Genomic DNA, 16,153 nt, shown 5'->3' with positions numbered 1-16,153 from the left:
ATGTAATATTTTATAAGAAATTTAATGCTTTGTCAATGAATTTTTTCACTTTTCAGCCCTTTTGCGCGATATAAAAGGATACCTGAAACGAAAAGCGTGGTCAGCTCCGCGGCCGGAATGGTCAGCCACACACCATCCATGCCCAGAGCAGGCGGCAGAATAAGCAGAAAGATGACCACAGCGGCCAGTCCCCGCAGAATAGACACTGCAAAGGACGGCCCCGGGCGGTTGATGGAGGCAAAGAGTGAGGTGGTCACAATATTGGCGCCCATAAACAGAAACGCCAGGAAATATAAGTGGATACCTGACGAGGCAATCCGGTCCATCTCCACATTTCCTTCCCAGTTAAATATGCCCACGATACCGTCTGCCTCCAGAAGCCCCAGCGCCAGAAACAACAGCCCCAGAACTGCGCCCAGCAGAAGCGCCGCCGCGTAGGTCCGCCACACACGTCCTGTCCTCCCTGCGCCGTAGTTAACGCTGACAATGGGCTGTATGCCCTGGGCGATCCCGGTAAAGACCGCCACAGCGATCAGGGCAATGTTGGAGATTACCCCGTAGGCGGCCACCCCGGTGGTGCCGGTCAACCGCAGGATGGTAAAGTTAAACAGCAGGATAATCACCCCAGATGAAAACTCCGTGACAAAGGAGGGCAGCCCTGTTGTCAGGATCTCCCGCACAATCCTTCTCTGCGGTGTGCAGGCTGCTGGTCGGAAGTGGTTCCTCCGCCGTAGAAAATGCAGAGACAGCACCAGTATGCTGAATACAGGCGCCAGCCCTGTAGCCAGCGCCGCCCCAAACATTCCCAGTCCCATTGGAAAAATGAAGCTGTAATCCAGCACGATATTACTGAAGCTTCCTGCCAGCATGGCGGCCATGGACAGCTGAGGGCTTCCATCATTACGGATAAAGCAGACCAGAATGTTATTGACGATAAAGGCGCAGGAAAAGAGCAGGATCGTCCTCAGGTATTGGACTGAGAGCGAAAGGGTCTCTCCCTCTGCCCCCAGCAGTCCGGCCAGGGCTGGCGTAAAGAAAATGCCAATCAATGTCAGCAGGCAGCCCAGGGCTGCCCCCATCGCCAGGGTCATGGTAAAGACGCCATCCGCCGCCGTATCCCGCCCCTCACCTCTCAGAACCGCATACCGGGTCGCCCCGCCCATTCCAAGCATGAGGCCCGCACCGTTAATAAAGCTGTAGGCCGGCAGCACCAGATTCAGGGCCGCCAGACCGCTGTTGCCCACACCTCCTGCCACAAACACCGTATCTGCCAAAATATAGCAGGACAGCCCAATCATACTGAGGACATTGAGCGACACATAGTGTACAAATATTTTTGACAGGCTGCCCGTAATCATTTCTGTTTTTTCCATGTTTTCCTCCTGAAAAATAAAAGCGCTGATTCCTCACACCCCATGGCCTACGGCGTGAGAAATCAGCGCTTTACATCGGGCCCCTGTCCGGCGACAGGGGCACCAAGCGTTTAATCTTTAATTCAGTATAATTTACCACATTCCCGCGAATGTGGCAAGTCTTTCTTAAAGCTTTGTTAAACGAGCATGGAGAGCCCGATACGTTTGCGTTCCACATCCACAGACAGCACCTTGACGGTGACCACGTCGCCGACGGATAGAACATCGGTGGGATGGGAGATATAGCGGTCACTGATCTGTGAGATGTGGACCAATCCGTCCTGGTGCACCCCAATATCCACGAAAGCGCCGAAATCGATGACGTTGCGCACTGTGCCTACCAGCTCCATGTCTGGCTTCAAGTCCTCAATGCTCAGAACATCGGACTTAAGGTGCGGCTTTGGTGCAGAGTCACGGGGGTCACGTCCCGGCTTTTTCAGCTCCTTGATAATATCCCGCAGCGTCGGCTCGCCGATTTCCAGCATGGCCGCTGTGGCTTTTACGTCCAGAGCGTTGAGCCGGGTGACCGTTTCAGCCAGCTTATCGGCCTCCAGGTCCGCAGTAGTCAGACCCATGCTTTTCAGCAGGTTCTGGACTGCCTTGTAGGATTCGGGATGGACGCCGGTGTTGTCCAGGATATTGTCCCCGTCATCGATCCGCAGAAAGCCCGCGCATTGTTCAAAGGCCTTTGCTCCCAAGCCCTTAACCTTTTTAATCTCCTTACGGCTTCCGAATTTACCATTCTGTTCACGGTAGTCAATGATGTTTTTGGCAATGGTTTTGTTGACGCCTGCCACATGCTTTAAGAGGGACACAGACGCGCGGTTGATGTTGACGCCGACGTTGTTGACCGCGTCCTCCACGGTATCGTCCAGAACCTTTTCAAGCTCCTTCTGATTGACATCATGCTGGTACTGGCCAACTCCGATGTGCTTGGGGTCGATTTTCACCAGATCGGACAGAGGGTCCTGCAGGCGGCCCGCAATGGAGATAGCCCCTCTCAGGGAAACGTTGATGTCCGGGTACTCCTCAGCGCCCAGCTCAGAGGCCGAGTACACTGAGGCTCCCGCCTCATTGACCACAATGTACTGCACCGGTCGGTCGGTTTTCTTGAGCATCTCGGCCACAAACTGCTCAGATTCCCGGGAGGCGGTGCCGTTGCCGATGGAGATGATGTCCACCTTGTATTTTTCAATCAAACCCAGCAAAATCTTTTCGGATTTTGCCACCTCATTTTTCGGCTCCGTTGGGTAAACTGTGGCGGTATCCAAAAGCTTGCCCATGGGGTCCAGAACTGCGATCTTACACCCGGTACGGAAGGCCGGGTCAAAGCCCATGGTCGTCTTATCCTTAAAGGGCGGCTGAAGCAGCAGCTTTTTCAGGTTGAGTGCAAACATCTTAATGGCGGATTCCTCAGCCTTTTCTTTGAGCTCAGTACGGATCTCACGCTCAATCGACGGGAAAATCAGGCGCTTGTAGCTGTCCTCAATGGCGCTCACCAGATAGCCGCTGGCCTTGTCCCGAAGAATGGATTTCTTCAGGTAAGTTCGAATTTCTTCTGCCGGGTCTATGATCTTCACAGCCAGCACCTTGCGTTTTTCGCCCCGGTTGAGGGCCAGCACACGGTGGTTAGCGATCTTTTTAACCGGCTCGCCATAGTCGTAATAATTTTCAAACTCTGTCTTTTCCTCTGCAAAGGCCTTGGTGACTGTGGACTTAACCGCGCCCTTTTCGGTCACCATACGGCGGATTTTCTTGCGGTAATCCGCGTTGTCCGAGATGGTTTCAGCGATGATGTCCATGGCCCCCTGTAAGGCATCCTCGGCGGTTTCCACGCCCTTCTCAGGATTGATGTAGTTTTTGGCATCCTCAGCCAGATCCGCCTCAGTATCGAGCTGTAAATAGATCTTATTGGCAAGGGGCTCCAAGCCCTTTTCCTTTGCCACCGATGCCCGGGTTTTCTTTTTCTGTTTGTAGGGCAGGTACAGATCCTCGGCCTCCTGCAGTGTAGCAGCCTTATCAATGGCGGCCGCAAGCTCAGGTGTCAGCTTACCCTGTTCCTCGATACTGCCCGCAATCTCTTCCTTGCGCTTCTGCAGCTTTCTGAGATAGGTCAGTCGGGCGTCCAGATCACGCAGCAGAACATCGCTCAGATTGCCGGTAACTTCCTTGCGGTAACGGGCGATAAAGGGGATCGTGTTGCCCGCGTCTATGAGCTCCACGGTGTCCTGCACCTGTTTAGGCTGTATATTAAATTCCTGTGCCAGTTTATCAATTAAATATTCCACGTTGTTGACTCCTCTGTAAATTACAATTTCTCATCGGTTCATTTTACCATTATAAGCCGTCAGCCGCAAGGAAACCTTTTATTTAAGATGCTTTTAAGCCTGAAAACCCCCAATTGTCAAAGGCGGCGCGCCATGTTAAAATGGTAGAAGAAATTTGAAAAAGGAGGGGTACCATGGGAAATAAGTTTATTGTGGATTCAATGTGTGACATCAGTGAAGAGATTCTGCGCCGTTATGAGTTTGAATCCCTGCCGATTCCGGTCACCCTTGATGATAAAACCTATTACGACGGTATTGATATTACCCCGGAAATGGTCATCAATTTTGTTAAAAACAATCCATCCAGCTTTCCGAAAACTTCACAGGTCCAGGCCCTCGCCTACCAGGAAACCTTTGAAAAGCACTTAAAAAACGGCGACGACGTCATCTATCTGGCCCTGTCCTCCGGACTTTCCGGAACCTACCAGACGGCCTGCCTCATCGCCTCCGAGCTTCTGGAAAAATATCCGGGGCGCAAAATCAGCATTGTGGACTCCAAATGCGCCACCACGGGCATGATGATGATCCTGCACCAGGGACTCAAGCTCGACAAGCTGCATAAGCCCCACGAAGAAATCGTGGCAAGCATGCGCTTTCTGGCCGAACATATCCAGATATTCTTCATGGTGGGCGATATCCGGTGGCTGGCTCAGGGCGGCCGTATCAGCAAGAATGTGGCCCTCATCGGTGAGATGCTCAAAATCGTTCCGATTCTTTACTTTAAGGACGGACAGATTCTGGCTTTCGACAAGGTCCGCGGACAGAAAAAGGCTCTGAAAAAAATGATGGCCTCCGTCGACGAGCGTATGGCCGATAAGGACCAGATTGTGGGCATGATCAACAGCACCGCACCTGAGCTCCAGGAAAAAGTCAAAAAATACATGACCAAGGAATTCGGCACCAAAAATTTCCTGATCCCGGAAGCCGGAGCCGGCAGCGCTCTAACGGTTCACATCGGCGTTGACTGCCTGGGTATCATGTTCTTTGATGCCCTGCCAGACAATTACGTGCGCGTTTACCCGTAACTCTTTGAAAACACACGCCAGACCGCGCTGTTTTCCACTCTGTCTGGTAACACAAATCTATACCAGCGGAAGGAATGAAAGGATGTGATTTTGTGGCCGAACTGACCTCTATGCGAAACATTGGAAGAGAAATTGAAAAGAAGCTTAAGGCTGTTGGTATCTGCTCTGCCGAGGAACTGTCACAGCTCGGGAGCAAAGAAGCGTTTCTACGCTTGAAGACGCGTTTTTCAAACGTCTGCCTGGTACATTTGTACACGCTTCAGGGTGCCATTGACCATATTGAATACAACCAGCTGCCCGATGAAGTCAAGCGTGATTTAAAAAGCTTCAGTGACGAATTAAAATAAGGACATTTCCTTTTTGGCTGACCGCCTATATCCCATATCCCAAAAGAGGTGGGGTGCATTCTGCACCCCACCTCTTTTTTAAATACACCGCATCAGCTGCTCCCGGCTGATCTTTCTGTGGATAAATACGGCCAGCAGCAGATCCGCTGTCAGCAGCAAAATCAGGCTGCCCAAAGCCCAGAGCATCGGACTCCCGGGCAGGAGCCAGACCGCCAGGGCCGGAGCAGCAGCCAGAAAGCTCAGCACCGCCGCCACATAAAGCCCCTGCCGCGGCTTTTTCATCAGCATAGTCGACAGCCCGGTGACGTAGGTCATCAGAAGACTGAACAACAGCCCCGCCGTCAGAACCAGCCACTGATCCGGCGATAACAGGGCTGTTCCGCCGATAAATACAGAAACCACCAGCACCAGCAGAACCGCCAGGACGCTGATGATCAGTGAAAACAGAAGGGCCAGCAGCCCCTTTCCCAGAAACAGGGCGCCTGTGCCAATGGGCGTGGACAGCAGGGACTCAAAGGTTTTGTAGGCCCGTTCGCCGCCAATGGTGTACGCCGTCAGATTCACTGTAATCCGGGCCGTTCCGAGGCTCAGTACTGCCAGAGCCGTATAAAGGTTGACCCCGCCAAAGAAGTAGTCCCAGAGCACCATAAAAATGGCCGGTGCCAGCGTAAACATCAGCAGGCTGAGCTTAAAACGCCCCAGCGCTTTAAAATACCGCCATTCATGGCCAAGAACTATCAGGCTCTGGCTTCGGATATCCCGCTGATATCCACTCCCCGCCACAGGGTTTTTTCCGCCATCTGCTAAAAGGCCGCCCCTGTTCAGCCGTTTCAGCCGCCAGAGCACCCAGCCAGAGACCAGGGCCGTCAGCACCAGAAAAACAGCGCTCAGCAGTACCGCTGCCTCATCCTGCCTCTGAGATACCAGTGTCAGCAGCACCACCAGACAAAAGCCAATGGGGATAAAAAACCGCTGACCACGGCTCCCGGCCTCCTGTACATCCGCGGAGACCGCCGAGGTGTACAGTCCGGTCAGGGTCAGACACACTGCGCCAAGGATAAAAAGTCCAGCCACAGCAAGCAGCATCTCCCCGCTGACGTCAGGCAGAGCACCCACTGCCTCCTTTAAAATAAGCACCGGCGCCAAGCTCAGGCAAAAGCAAGCGCATGAAGCCTCCAGACAGAAAGCCCCCTTTCCAAACAGTAGCTGCTTCTTTTCCACACTTGTGGACAGAAGGCTCTCAAGGGTCCGCGTTTCCTTTTCCGCCGCAAAGGCCTCAGAAGCCCACTGCCCCAGCAGAAACAGCGGATACAGCACCATGGCGTTCAGCACAAAGGGTCCGGCGGGCCGCCACAGGGACAGCCCGCCAATGGCAAGAGCCCCGCAGGCGTAAAACGCCAGGGTGCCGCTGTCCTTAAGGGCCAGACGCCACTGCTGGGTACAGACTGCTCTAATTCCGTCCATATTTTTCCGCCTGCCCTTCAATTTTCATATACAGTCTTTCCAGATCAAAGCCATCTTCATTGGTTTCCTGTCTCAGGGCGTCCAAGCTGTTGGTAAAAATGTTTCTGCCGTGGCGCAGAATAGCGATCTGGTCTGCCATCCGTTCGACCTCATTCAGGTTGTGGGTGGTCAGGATAATGGTGGCGCCACTTTCCTCAGCCAGCTCCCTGAGCATGGAGCGCAGATGCTCGATGCTCACCGGGTCCAGCCCGTTTGTGGGCTCATCTAAAAGCAGCAGCCGCGGACGGTGCAGCAGAGCACGAATCAGCGCCACCTTTTTCTTCATCCCTGTAGAGAAGCCCTTGACTGCCAGATTTTTTTTATCCAGAATATCAAAGTGCGCGAGCAATGTGTCAATCCGCGCGTCATAATCCTGGCGTTTCATGCCATAAAGCCGCGCAAAATAGCTCAGGTTGTCATAGACGCTCAGTGGCTCGTACAGGCCCGTGTCCTCAGACAGTACACCGCAGAACCGGCGGACAGCATCCCCTTCCGCCTCCGGGTCCAGGCCGCCGACTGCGATCTCCCCGCTGTCCGGCGACAGGAGCCCCAGAATCAGACGAAGCGTGGTGGTTTTTCCCGCGCCGTTGTGTCCCAGAAGCGCACAGATCGATCCCTGCGAGACGCTGAGTGCCAGCTGGTTCAAAGCCCGCACACTCCCAAAGCTTTTGCTCACCTGTTTTATTTCAATAAATGCCATTCTCATCCCTCTCTTTCCGAAAATAGTATAGCACACTATACAATATTTGTATAGTGTGCTATACTATTCTGCGTTGATACTTGTCGTTTTCCTGTTTTTATATTATGATTAGAAAAAAAGCAGGAGCTTCGGAATGAAAACACGTATCCGCGAATTGAGAAAACAAAGGCATATTTCCCAGGCAGAGCTGGCAAAGGCCGTCCGGGTCACCCGGCTGACCATCACGTCCATCGAGAACGAAAAGTACACAGCCTCACTGGCCCTCGCGTACAAAATCTCAAAATATTTTGGCCTGACCATTGAGGAGGTCTTTGATTTTTCAGAAATTGAGGAGGAATAAAAAGCCATGGATCCCTTTAGAAAAACCATCGTCCGGCGTTTAAGGCTCAGCCTGCTCGTCGCTGTCATCGGCGCTCTGGCCGCCATTGCAGGTATTCTGTACAGTCTTCTGTCCGGGGGCCTGCCCGACACCTCTGTCCTCTCAAAAAGCATGGGCCTGTTCGCAGGCATTGAGGCTGTCAGTATTTTCCGAATCCTGCGGTATGCCCGCGCCCTCAAGACCCCCGATCAGCTTGAAGCTCTCGAAATCGCCGAGAAAGACGAACGCAACCAGTCCATTCAGCTGAGAACCTGCCGCAGCACCCTCTACCTGACCCTTGCCCTCCTGGGCTTCGGTGGCATTGTCTGCTCCTTTTTCAACCCGGCCCTGTTCCTCATCCTTGGGGCTATCCTGATTGCAGTCCTCGTGATTTTCCTGGCCTTCTGGCTTTACTACAGGCAGCATTAAAAAAAGGCGGGGTGTTAAATGCACCCCACCTTCAACTGACCGCCTGTCAAAAGACAGAGTCTCTGAATACGCTGCAGTTTGAAAGGCCAGAGCCTTTGCTTACCGCTCGGGCAAATATTTGTTGTTAAATTCTATTTTTGCGATATCCGAATACCGCTTGATAAAATCCGTTTTAGCTTCTGTGTATCCATCCCGGTCGTATTCATACTGCTTCCAGAGCTTCAGCTTCAAGCGCTCGTACTCCCCTGCCACATCGGGATGCGCTTTCAGAAAATCCCTGAAATAAAGCTCAGGCCAATTTCCAAAATATCTCACATGAAGATGGTAGACCCTGTCCGCAAACCCCTGCGGCGTGTAGCCCTTGTTAAAGGACAGCTTTACCGGGTCGTTCTCCCGTGACATCAGTCCCCAGCCAAGGTTTTCCAGCGCCTCAGTGGCCTCGGAAACACTGCAGGCTCCGTCAATTTCCAGCAAAATATCAACAGTCGGTTTTGCGGCCAGCCCCTCAACAGCCGTACTCCCAATGTGGCTGATCCGGACAATATTTTCTGGTTTTACATGGCGGATAATCCGCTGCTTTTCTTCTTCGTACCAGTCTTTATAATTTGGATTATGCTTCTTCAAAATGATGGGAAACAATGTCCAAAGCTCCTCCAATGATAATTCCGTTAAATCTGCTTTCACCAGAAATTCTCCATTCTGCAGTCTCAGTTAAAACCGTCTCTTGTTTCATCTTTTCCGATTCCTTCAGACTTTGGCTGCTGTCTCAGGAACCAGTATTCATTTATAAGTCTTTCTTTAAATAAACCATATCAACCAGCTGAACACCGTCCTCAAACATCGGGTGGTCGTAGTTGTCTGTAAAAAAGTTTCTGATTCTGTGGGATACTTTAAAACCACTTTTCTTATAAAACCGCATGATCCAGGGGACATTGCCAGTTCCCACAAGCATTGTTGCATGCTTATCTTTATAATACGAAAATATGTGATCCAGAAGTTTGCTTCCATACCCTTCACCGTGCCATTTTTCATAAGTAGCTATATTTTTCAGTTCACAGATGCAGTCGCTTTCCTGCGTAACGACGCAGACGCTTTTTAAGTCGTCATCATATAAGGCAAATAATTCTCCTCGATATAAGTATTTCTCGATCATCTTCCAATCTTCATCGGCAAGGAGCAGAAGCTCCATAAAATTCACTTTTTCGCTGTTTTCAATGGTTTTTATAATCATTCTGTCTCCGCCATTTTACTTATCCTTACTTCCGTATAACACGACATCATTATTTTATTGAAGGGGTCCTATCAAACGCTACTCAATACTCTTGAGCGACTCAACCATGTCCACTTTTTTGATCACCGGCGCCATGAAGAGATTGACAATCAGGGTAAAGGCCATGGTGAACAGGCAGGCAAAGATATAGCTGCTGGGGTCGATGCCCCGGCCAAACATGACGATGTCGGTCTCGACAGTGGTGATGATAAAGTTGTTTAAGATCACGCCCAGTCCCAGACCGATGAGCATCCCGATAAAGGAAAGAATAATATTTTCCCTGAAAATATAGTTATTTGTCTCCCGGTCATAGAAGCCCAGAACGCGGATGGTTGCAATCTCACGCACCCGCTCCGACACATTGATATTGGTCAGGTTGTAAAGCACCACGAAGGCCAGGGCTCCGGCAGCCACCAGCATGACCAGCACCACCATGTTCAGGCTGCTCAGGCTGTCCGTGGAGGATTTGACAATGCTGCCTGTAAAGCTCACAGACACCACATCGCTGTTCTCCAGCCATTTTTCCCCAAAGGTGTTCTCGGCATCTGTGCCAGTATCCTTCAGGTTAAAATAGGCAATATTGTATTTGACCGGCTCACCTGAAGCGCTCTCATAGGCCTTTGGTGATACATACACATAGTTTTCAATATAATTTTCCGTAATATCCGCGACCTCTATCTTAAATTCCTTATCGTCTGAGTACAGCCGTATGGTGTCGCCCACCTTAATGCCCAGGTCATTCGCGAGCTTTTCGGTGATGATGGCGCCGCTGTCATCCAGATCCAGCTTTTGATCCGGCTCCTTCCGGTGGCGCAGATTGATGAAGTGATTCATATCGCCGGGTGTTTCTGGCACATAGAGGTAAGCGTCCTTCGAATGACCACCATCCGCTAAAGAGACGCTCATCTTCAGCTGTTTGGCCAGCATGGCGTCCTCAACCTGAGGATCAGCCCTCAGTTCAGATTCCAGGGGCGCCTTTGCCTCCAGGGTATCCTCGTTTTTAAAGGCCATCATACCGTCGTATACGGATATCTCCTCAAACTGCTTGGGGATGATGGAGAAAATGGAGTCCTGCAGACCAAAGCCCGCCAGAATTAAGGCGGTACAGCCAGAGATCCCGATAACAGTCATGAAGAAGCGGGCCTTATAGCGCAGGATGTTCCGGGCGGTAACCTTGGAGATAAAGCCCATGCGCTTCCAGATAAACGGAATTTTTTCAAGGAAGATGCGCTTGCCGATCTTCGGTGCCTTTGGCCGCATCAGCTCAGAGGGTTCTTCCCTCAGCTCCACAGAGCAGATAAGGATCGCCGCCCCTACAGTACACAGGATGGTAATAATACAGCTGATGATAATCGCGCCCCAGGGCACTGAAAGCGACAGCTCTGGCACCTGGTACAGCAGGCTGTAAGCGCCTACGATCAGCCTGGGCAGCGTATTAATACCGCTGACCACACCGATGGCGCAGCCCACCACAGCCGCCAGGGCTGCGTAAATCACAAACTTGGACGCGATACTGGCCGGACTGTAGCCCAGGGCTTTCAGAGTCCCGAGTTCCATGCGCTGTTCCTCAACCATGCGGGTCATGGTCGTAAAGGCCACCAGCGCAGCCACCAGCAGGAAGAACACCGGAAAAATGCCGGCCACATTGTCGATACGGTTGGCGTCCTCGCCGTAACCGCTGTAACCTGGGTTATCGTCACGGTTAAACACGTACCACTTGCCAAAGTCTACGTCTTTCAGTTCCTTTTCGCTGTCCGCAATTTTCTGCCGGGCGTCATCCAGCTTCTGCTGTCCCTCGGCGCGTTTTGTTTCCAGCTCAGCGCGTCCCTCAGCCAGCTGGCGTCTTGCGTCGTCCAGTTTCTGCCGCCCTTCTGCGAGCTGCTGCTCTGCCTGAGCCTTTCCCTGCTCAAGCTGCTGCCAGCCCTGAGCAATGGCGGTCTTTCCCTGCTCAATCTGGGCCGCCGCGCTGTCCAGCGCGGCCTTTGACTGATCCAGCTGGGCTTTTGCGGCTGCCAGCTGACTCTCGGCGTCCTTTAGCTGCTGTATAGCTGCGTCCAGTGCCTCTGTCCCCTGGTCATAAACCGGCTGAAGAGTTTGCAGCTGGGCCTTTAACTGGATCAGCGCCTGCTTCTGTTCTTCCGTCCGCTTTTCTTCTGGAATGGCCTCGATGACTGCGATCTGGCTCTTGATGCTGCCGATCATGCCCCCAAGCTGATCCAGCTCGGCTTTTTTATCAGCAATCTGCTTCTCGGCCTCAGGCTTTCCAGCGTCAAAGGCGGCCTTATTCTGCTCATACTGGCTCTGTCCATCTGTATACTGCTGCTGTCCGGTGTTCCACTGGGTTTCTGCGTTCTGCAGCTCGGCCTGCTTCTCATTCAGAGTCCTTGTGGTGGAGACCACCATCTCGTCATAGCTTCTCTGTCCCTCGGCCAGCTCGGCCTCGCCGTCCGCGATCTGCTGTTCGGCTTCCCGCAGCTGCTGCTCGGCCTTTGTGATCTCGTTGTCAAAGGTGGTCTGGGCGTCCAGAAGCTCCCGTTTAGCCTTGTCAATCTCCTGTGTGCCAGTGGTCATAATATCGTCGTAGTTGATCTGAAGGCGGTCGTACCCCACGGTTTCCAGACGTTTTTCCAAATCTGAAACGGCGTCCTTGTACTCGGCGCTGTAGGCTGAGACACCGTCTGCGCTGGCAGTGGAATAGACATAGGCGTCGGTGTAGCGCTCTGACTTAAAGACCTCGGGCTTCACCATCATATAAAAGGAAACATCCCCGCTGCCCACCGATGTGGACCCCCGCTCGATGGAGATGTACTGTGGCGAACGGATATAGCCCACCACTGTGTACTCGCTCTGGGACAGGGTATCCTCCAGCTTTTTTTCGCCTACCTCGGGCGACATCCTGATGGTGCTTCCGATGCTGTAGGCGTTCCTGCCTGTGTGAGGGCCAGTAGTGTCCGGCATCTCGATCACGCACTCGTTATCCTTTTCCGGCATACGCCCCTCTAACAGCAGCGGCTGATTCAAGCCGTCCTTAGCCGGTACGGCCAGCACCTTGAACACCGGGCGCTTTTCGCCGTTTTCCACGATCACATCGGTCGAGTAGGCTGGCGTCACTGCTGCCACGCCCTCCACCTTTTTCAACGCGGCCACATCGTCGTCGGTAAAGCCGTAGGTGGATACCAGATGGATATCTGCCAGCTTCTGCGCTTCAAAATACTGGTTGGCCGTATATTTCATGCTGGGGCTGGTGCTCTTGACGCCCCCAAAAAAACAGATTCCCAGAGCAATGATTGCCACGATAGACAAAAAACGGCTCAGGGACTTCCGTATTTCCCGCACTGTGTCTTTTCTTAATGCTTTCATACTTCCCTCATTTTCTCATACTGGTTTTATTCTAACACATTAATCTGAAATGTTTAACCATAATTTAAGCGATTAACTTGACGCGTTCGCCATTTCGGGATATAATCGAATTAAACATATTAACTTACTATGAATTGGAGGTATCACGATGCGTATATCCGCAAAGGGGCGCTATGGTCTGGCGGCTATGATCGCCATTGCCCAGGGAGATTTTGAGGGAGACTATGTTCCGGTCATCGTAATTGCGGAAAAGCTGGGGCTCTCTAAAATATATCTTGAACAGGTTTTTTCCCTTCTGAAGCGCGCCGGACTGGTCAATTCCGTCAAGGGCGCCCAGGGCGGCTACCGGCTGACAAGGGAGCCGGACCAGATCAACGCCCACGAAATTCTGACCGCGCTGGAACAGATTCTTTTTGAAAACACTGAGACCAGTGTAGAAGAGGCTTCACCCGCCATCGAGCACACCATGCAGAAATGTGTCTTCACCCCGCTGGACCGGGCAGTGCAGGAGCACCTTGAAAAAATCACACTGGACGAGCTGGTTGCCGAAGCCGGCCGGTACAAGGGAAACAATCACTTCATGTTTTTTATCTGAAACGGACAAAAGCTGCCGTCCATGGCCATTACCCCATGGACGGCAGCTTTTGCTTTGTAAAAATAAGGAAAAGAAATGAAAAAGTATATGTTAACCCACCACATCATGGTGAGGGATTGTCCGATGCTGTCGTGCTTTGTTATATCAGTATAATACCCTCGAAATGTGACGATAACATGAACGCTGTGTGAAAACTGTTTAAATTAAGCCCTCTTTAAGACTTTTTCCTGTCACTCTAAAAACAATAATCTTAAAAAAATAGTAAGAATTTTGACGACCCGGCAGTAAGATTTTCCTGATAGAATAAGACTACAGCAAAACGAAAGGACAGGAAAAAGCCATGAAAAAGCATTCCGCTGCCGGACGGCAGCCCATCACACGCCTGACCCCCGACCCCGAGCTGGGGCTGACCAGCGAGCAGGCCCAGCACCGCATGAGAGCAGGCTGGCATAACCTGACAAAGGAGCAGCTCTCCAAAACCGAAGGACAGATTATCCGGGACAATATCTTTACCTTTTTCAACTTTCTGTTCTTTGCTCTGGCCTTCTGCCTCTTTATGGTAAAAGCCTACACCGATATGCTGTTTCTCGGCATTGTCATCGTCAACGTACTCATCGGCATTGTCCAGGCGCTCAAGGTTAAGCGGACCCTGGACAAAATCTCCCTTCTCTCCGGCCAGAATGCACATGTGGTCCGGGACGGCGCGGTTCAGACCCTGCCCACGGACCATCTGGTGCTGGACGACATTGTGCACTTTACAGCCGGCAGCTCCATCTGTGCCGACGCTATCTTGTGCGGGGGCACTGTGGAGGTCAACGAAGCTTTGCTGACCGGTGAGGCTGACATCATTGTCAAGCACCCGGGCGACCAGCTGCTCTCCGGAAGCTTTATCGTCTCTGGAAACTGTTCCGCCCGCCTGGACAGGGTGGGCAGCGACTCCTACGCGGCCAGTATTACCCATGAGGCCAAACGCCGTAAAAAACATCGCTCCCAAATGATGCGTGATCTTGACCGGCTGTTAAAGTTCATCGGTATTGGTATTATCCCTCTTGGGCTCATCATGTTTTTTAAACAGAGCGCCCTCCTGAACACAGGCGTTCCCTATGCGGTCAGCTCCACAGTGGCCGCCATGGTGGGCATGATTCCGGAGGGACTGTACCTGTTAGTCAACATCGCCCTGGCTGTCAGCGTCATCAACCTGGCGCGCCGCAGAACCCTGGTGCATGAGCTGTCCTGCATTGAGAACCTGGCCCGGGTGGATACCCTCTGCCTGGATAAAACGGGCACCCTGACTGAGGGCGTCATGGAAGTCACAGGCACCATTCCCCTCGCCGGCCTTACACAAGAGGCCCTTGAAAGACAGCTTGCCGCTTTTTTACAGGCCTCTGCCTCGGAAAACGCTACGGCCAAGGCCCTCAAAAGCCACTTTCAGCAGATCGCTCCCCCCCTTTCTGTAAAAAAAGAGATTCCATTTTCCTCTGAACGCAAGTGGAACGCCCTTATCCTGAGCGACGGCTCCGCCTGCTTTCTGGGTGCACCCGAGCGGCTTCTGGGCAAGAACTATAGCCGCTACACCCCACAGCTAAAGCCCATCCTGTCCTCTGGAAAAAGAGCCCTCCTGTTGGCCCGCGGCACAGCCGAGGACACCGAATCTCCGGAAAACAGCTGTCTGACACCCCTTGGATTCATTCTTCTCTCGGATAAGCTGCGGGACGACGTCCAGGAAACCCTTGCCTATTTTAAGGAGCAGGGCGTGACCATCAAGGTGATCTCTGGCGACAACGCCGAAACGGTCTCCGAAATCGCCCGGCGCGCAGGTGTGAACGGCGCCAGTGCTTTCATCGACGCCAGCACTTTTAGCGATGACGCGGATATGGCCGCAGCCGCTGAAAACCACAGCGTCTTTGGCCGGGTAACGCCTGAGCAGAAACGCCGGCTGATCTGCGGACTAAAGGAAAACGGCCACACAGTTGCCATGATCGGCGATGGGGTCAACGATGTTCTGGCTCTCAAGGACGCGGATTGCAGTATCGCCATGGCAGCTGGCAGCGACGCGGCCCAGCACGTGTCTCAAATGGTGCTGCTCGACTCAGACTTTTCCGTGATGCCCCAGATTGTCCGGGAGGGCCGCCGGGTCATCAACAATATTGAGCGTTCAGCCGCCCTGTTTCTGGTCAAGAATATCTTTTCCTTTATTCTGTCCCTGATCCTGCTGTTTGCGGCCATCCCTTATCCCTTCCTGCCTATCCACATTACCCTGATCAGTGGCCTGATGATTGGTATTCCCTCCTTTGCCCTGACTTTTGAACCCAATTACCGGCAGGTACACGGACATTTTCTGAGAAATGTGCTGTCAAGCGCGCTGCCGGGCGGTTTGGTCAATGCCTTTAACCTGCTGGCAGTCCTGATTGCCGGCACCCTTCTCGGGATACCCATGGATCAAATCTCTACCATCTGCACGCTTCTGGTCGGTGTGACCGGGCTGCTGGTACTTCTCCGACTCTGCCAGCCGTTGAACCTGCCGCGGGCAGGCCTTGTCGCTGTCATGGGCGTTGGCTTTTTCGGAGCGGCATTCCTGTTTGGCCCCTTGTTCAGCCTGAGCTCTCTTACACTTGAGAGCTGGACGGTGTTTGGTGCCTTTACAGCTCTGTCACCTCTGCTGATGGCCGGATTGACCGCTCTGCTGCAGCATCTTACGTTATGGCCAGCAAAAACTAAAACCTTAAAAGCATCAAAGTCTCTGAGCCTGCGCGAAACCGACAGGCCATAGCTTTGCGGTGGGGTGTGAAACGCACCCCGCCTTTTTTGTTTTCTTTTTCCAAAAGTA

At 52.5% G+C, this 16,153-nt stretch carries 13 protein-coding genes; 6 read left to right on the top strand and 7 right to left on the bottom strand.

Going from position 1 to position 16,153, the window contains the following annotated elements; translation table 11 throughout:
- Positions 1-32: 32 nt before the first annotated feature.
- Together BUC22_RS07550 and BUC22_RS07545 are read right to left on the bottom strand one after the other, a co-directional pair.
- Complete coding sequence (locus BUC22_RS07550; RefSeq protein ID WP_013378855.1) at positions 33-1,373, bottom strand: MATE family efflux transporter; 1,341 nt, start codon at positions 1,371-1,373, stop codon at positions 33-35.
- A gap of 176 nt (positions 1,374-1,549) precedes the next feature.
- A complete protein-coding gene (locus tag BUC22_RS07545) occupies positions 1,550-3,700 on the bottom strand; it encodes a Tex family protein (protein WP_013378854.1) in 2,151 nt (716 codons plus the stop codon).
- 173 nt (positions 3,701-3,873) lie between these two features.
- Between BUC22_RS07545 and BUC22_RS07540 the strand changes: the two genes are divergently transcribed.
- Together BUC22_RS07540 and BUC22_RS07535 are read left to right on the top strand one after the other, a co-directional pair.
- Positions 3,874-4,764: a DegV family protein gene (locus BUC22_RS07540; protein ID WP_013378844.1), complete on the top strand. Its 891-nt coding sequence runs from the start codon at positions 3,874-3,876 to the stop codon at positions 4,762-4,764.
- 74 nt (positions 4,765-4,838) lie between these two features.
- Positions 4,839-5,111 carry a TfoX/Sxy family protein gene (locus BUC22_RS07535; RefSeq protein ID WP_013378843.1) on the top strand — a complete coding sequence of 91 codons (273 nt, stop codon included), beginning with the start codon at positions 4,839-4,841 and terminating at the stop codon, positions 5,109-5,111.
- A 78-nt stretch (positions 5,112-5,189) separates the two neighbouring features.
- Here BUC22_RS07535 and BUC22_RS07530 read toward each other — a convergent pair whose 3' ends face one another.
- Both BUC22_RS07530 and BUC22_RS07525 read right to left on the bottom strand, forming a co-directional pair.
- Positions 5,190-6,575 (bottom strand): ABC transporter permease family protein, encoded by a 1,386-nt coding sequence (locus tag BUC22_RS07530; protein WP_013378842.1) that lies wholly within the window; start codon positions 6,573-6,575, stop codon positions 5,190-5,192.
- Positions 6,562-7,314 (bottom strand): ABC transporter ATP-binding protein, encoded by a 753-nt coding sequence (locus BUC22_RS07525; RefSeq protein WP_041689807.1) that lies wholly within the window; start codon positions 7,312-7,314, stop codon positions 6,562-6,564. Before BUC22_RS07525 ends, BUC22_RS07530 begins: the two co-directional genes overlap by 14 nt.
- Positions 7,315-7,447: 133 nt before the next feature.
- On the opposite strand from BUC22_RS07525, the gene BUC22_RS07520 reads away from it, so the two are divergent.
- Together BUC22_RS07520 and BUC22_RS07515 are read left to right on the top strand one after the other, a co-directional pair.
- Positions 7,448-7,654, top strand: a complete 207-nt coding sequence (locus tag BUC22_RS07520; RefSeq protein ID WP_013378840.1) for a helix-turn-helix transcriptional regulator — start codon at positions 7,448-7,450, stop codon at positions 7,652-7,654.
- Positions 7,655-7,660: 6 nt separating this feature from the next.
- On the top strand, positions 7,661-8,101 hold the full coding sequence (locus tag BUC22_RS07515; RefSeq protein WP_013378839.1) for a DUF2178 domain-containing protein: 441 nt from the start codon (positions 7,661-7,663) through the stop codon (positions 8,099-8,101).
- A gap of 99 nt (positions 8,102-8,200) precedes the next feature.
- Here BUC22_RS07515 and BUC22_RS07510 read toward each other — a convergent pair whose 3' ends face one another.
- From BUC22_RS07510 to BUC22_RS07500, 3 genes are all read right to left on the bottom strand, one after another.
- On the bottom strand, positions 8,201-8,785 hold the full coding sequence (locus BUC22_RS07510; protein ID WP_041689806.1) for a GrpB family protein: 585 nt from the start codon (positions 8,783-8,785) through the stop codon (positions 8,201-8,203).
- Positions 8,786-8,885: 100 nt separating this feature from the next.
- A complete protein-coding gene (locus BUC22_RS07505; RefSeq protein ID WP_013378836.1) occupies positions 8,886-9,332 on the bottom strand; it encodes a GNAT family N-acetyltransferase in 447 nt (148 codons plus the stop codon).
- 78 nt (positions 9,333-9,410) lie between these two features.
- Positions 9,411-12,731, bottom strand: coding sequence for an ABC transporter permease (locus BUC22_RS07500; protein ID WP_070081133.1), 3,321 nt, complete (start codon positions 12,729-12,731; stop codon positions 9,411-9,413).
- Between the two features lie 148 nt (positions 12,732-12,879).
- Between BUC22_RS07500 and BUC22_RS07495 the strand changes: the two genes are divergently transcribed.
- Both BUC22_RS07495 and BUC22_RS07490 read left to right on the top strand, forming a co-directional pair.
- A complete protein-coding gene (locus tag BUC22_RS07495; protein ID WP_013378833.1) occupies positions 12,880-13,326 on the top strand; it encodes an RrF2 family transcriptional regulator in 447 nt (148 codons plus the stop codon).
- A 340-nt stretch (positions 13,327-13,666) separates the two neighbouring features.
- Positions 13,667-16,096: an HAD-IC family P-type ATPase gene (locus BUC22_RS07490; protein WP_073382653.1), complete on the top strand. Its 2,430-nt coding sequence runs from the start codon at positions 13,667-13,669 to the stop codon at positions 16,094-16,096.
- Positions 16,097-16,153: the final 57 nt, after the last annotated feature.

This window comes from Eubacterium callanderi (assembly GCF_900142645.1).
Classification (GTDB): Bacteria; Bacillota; Clostridia; order Eubacteriales; family Eubacteriaceae; genus Eubacterium; species Eubacterium callanderi.
Note: the sequence above shows the minus strand (reverse complement) of the source record. Positions and strands in the feature narration are given on the sequence as shown.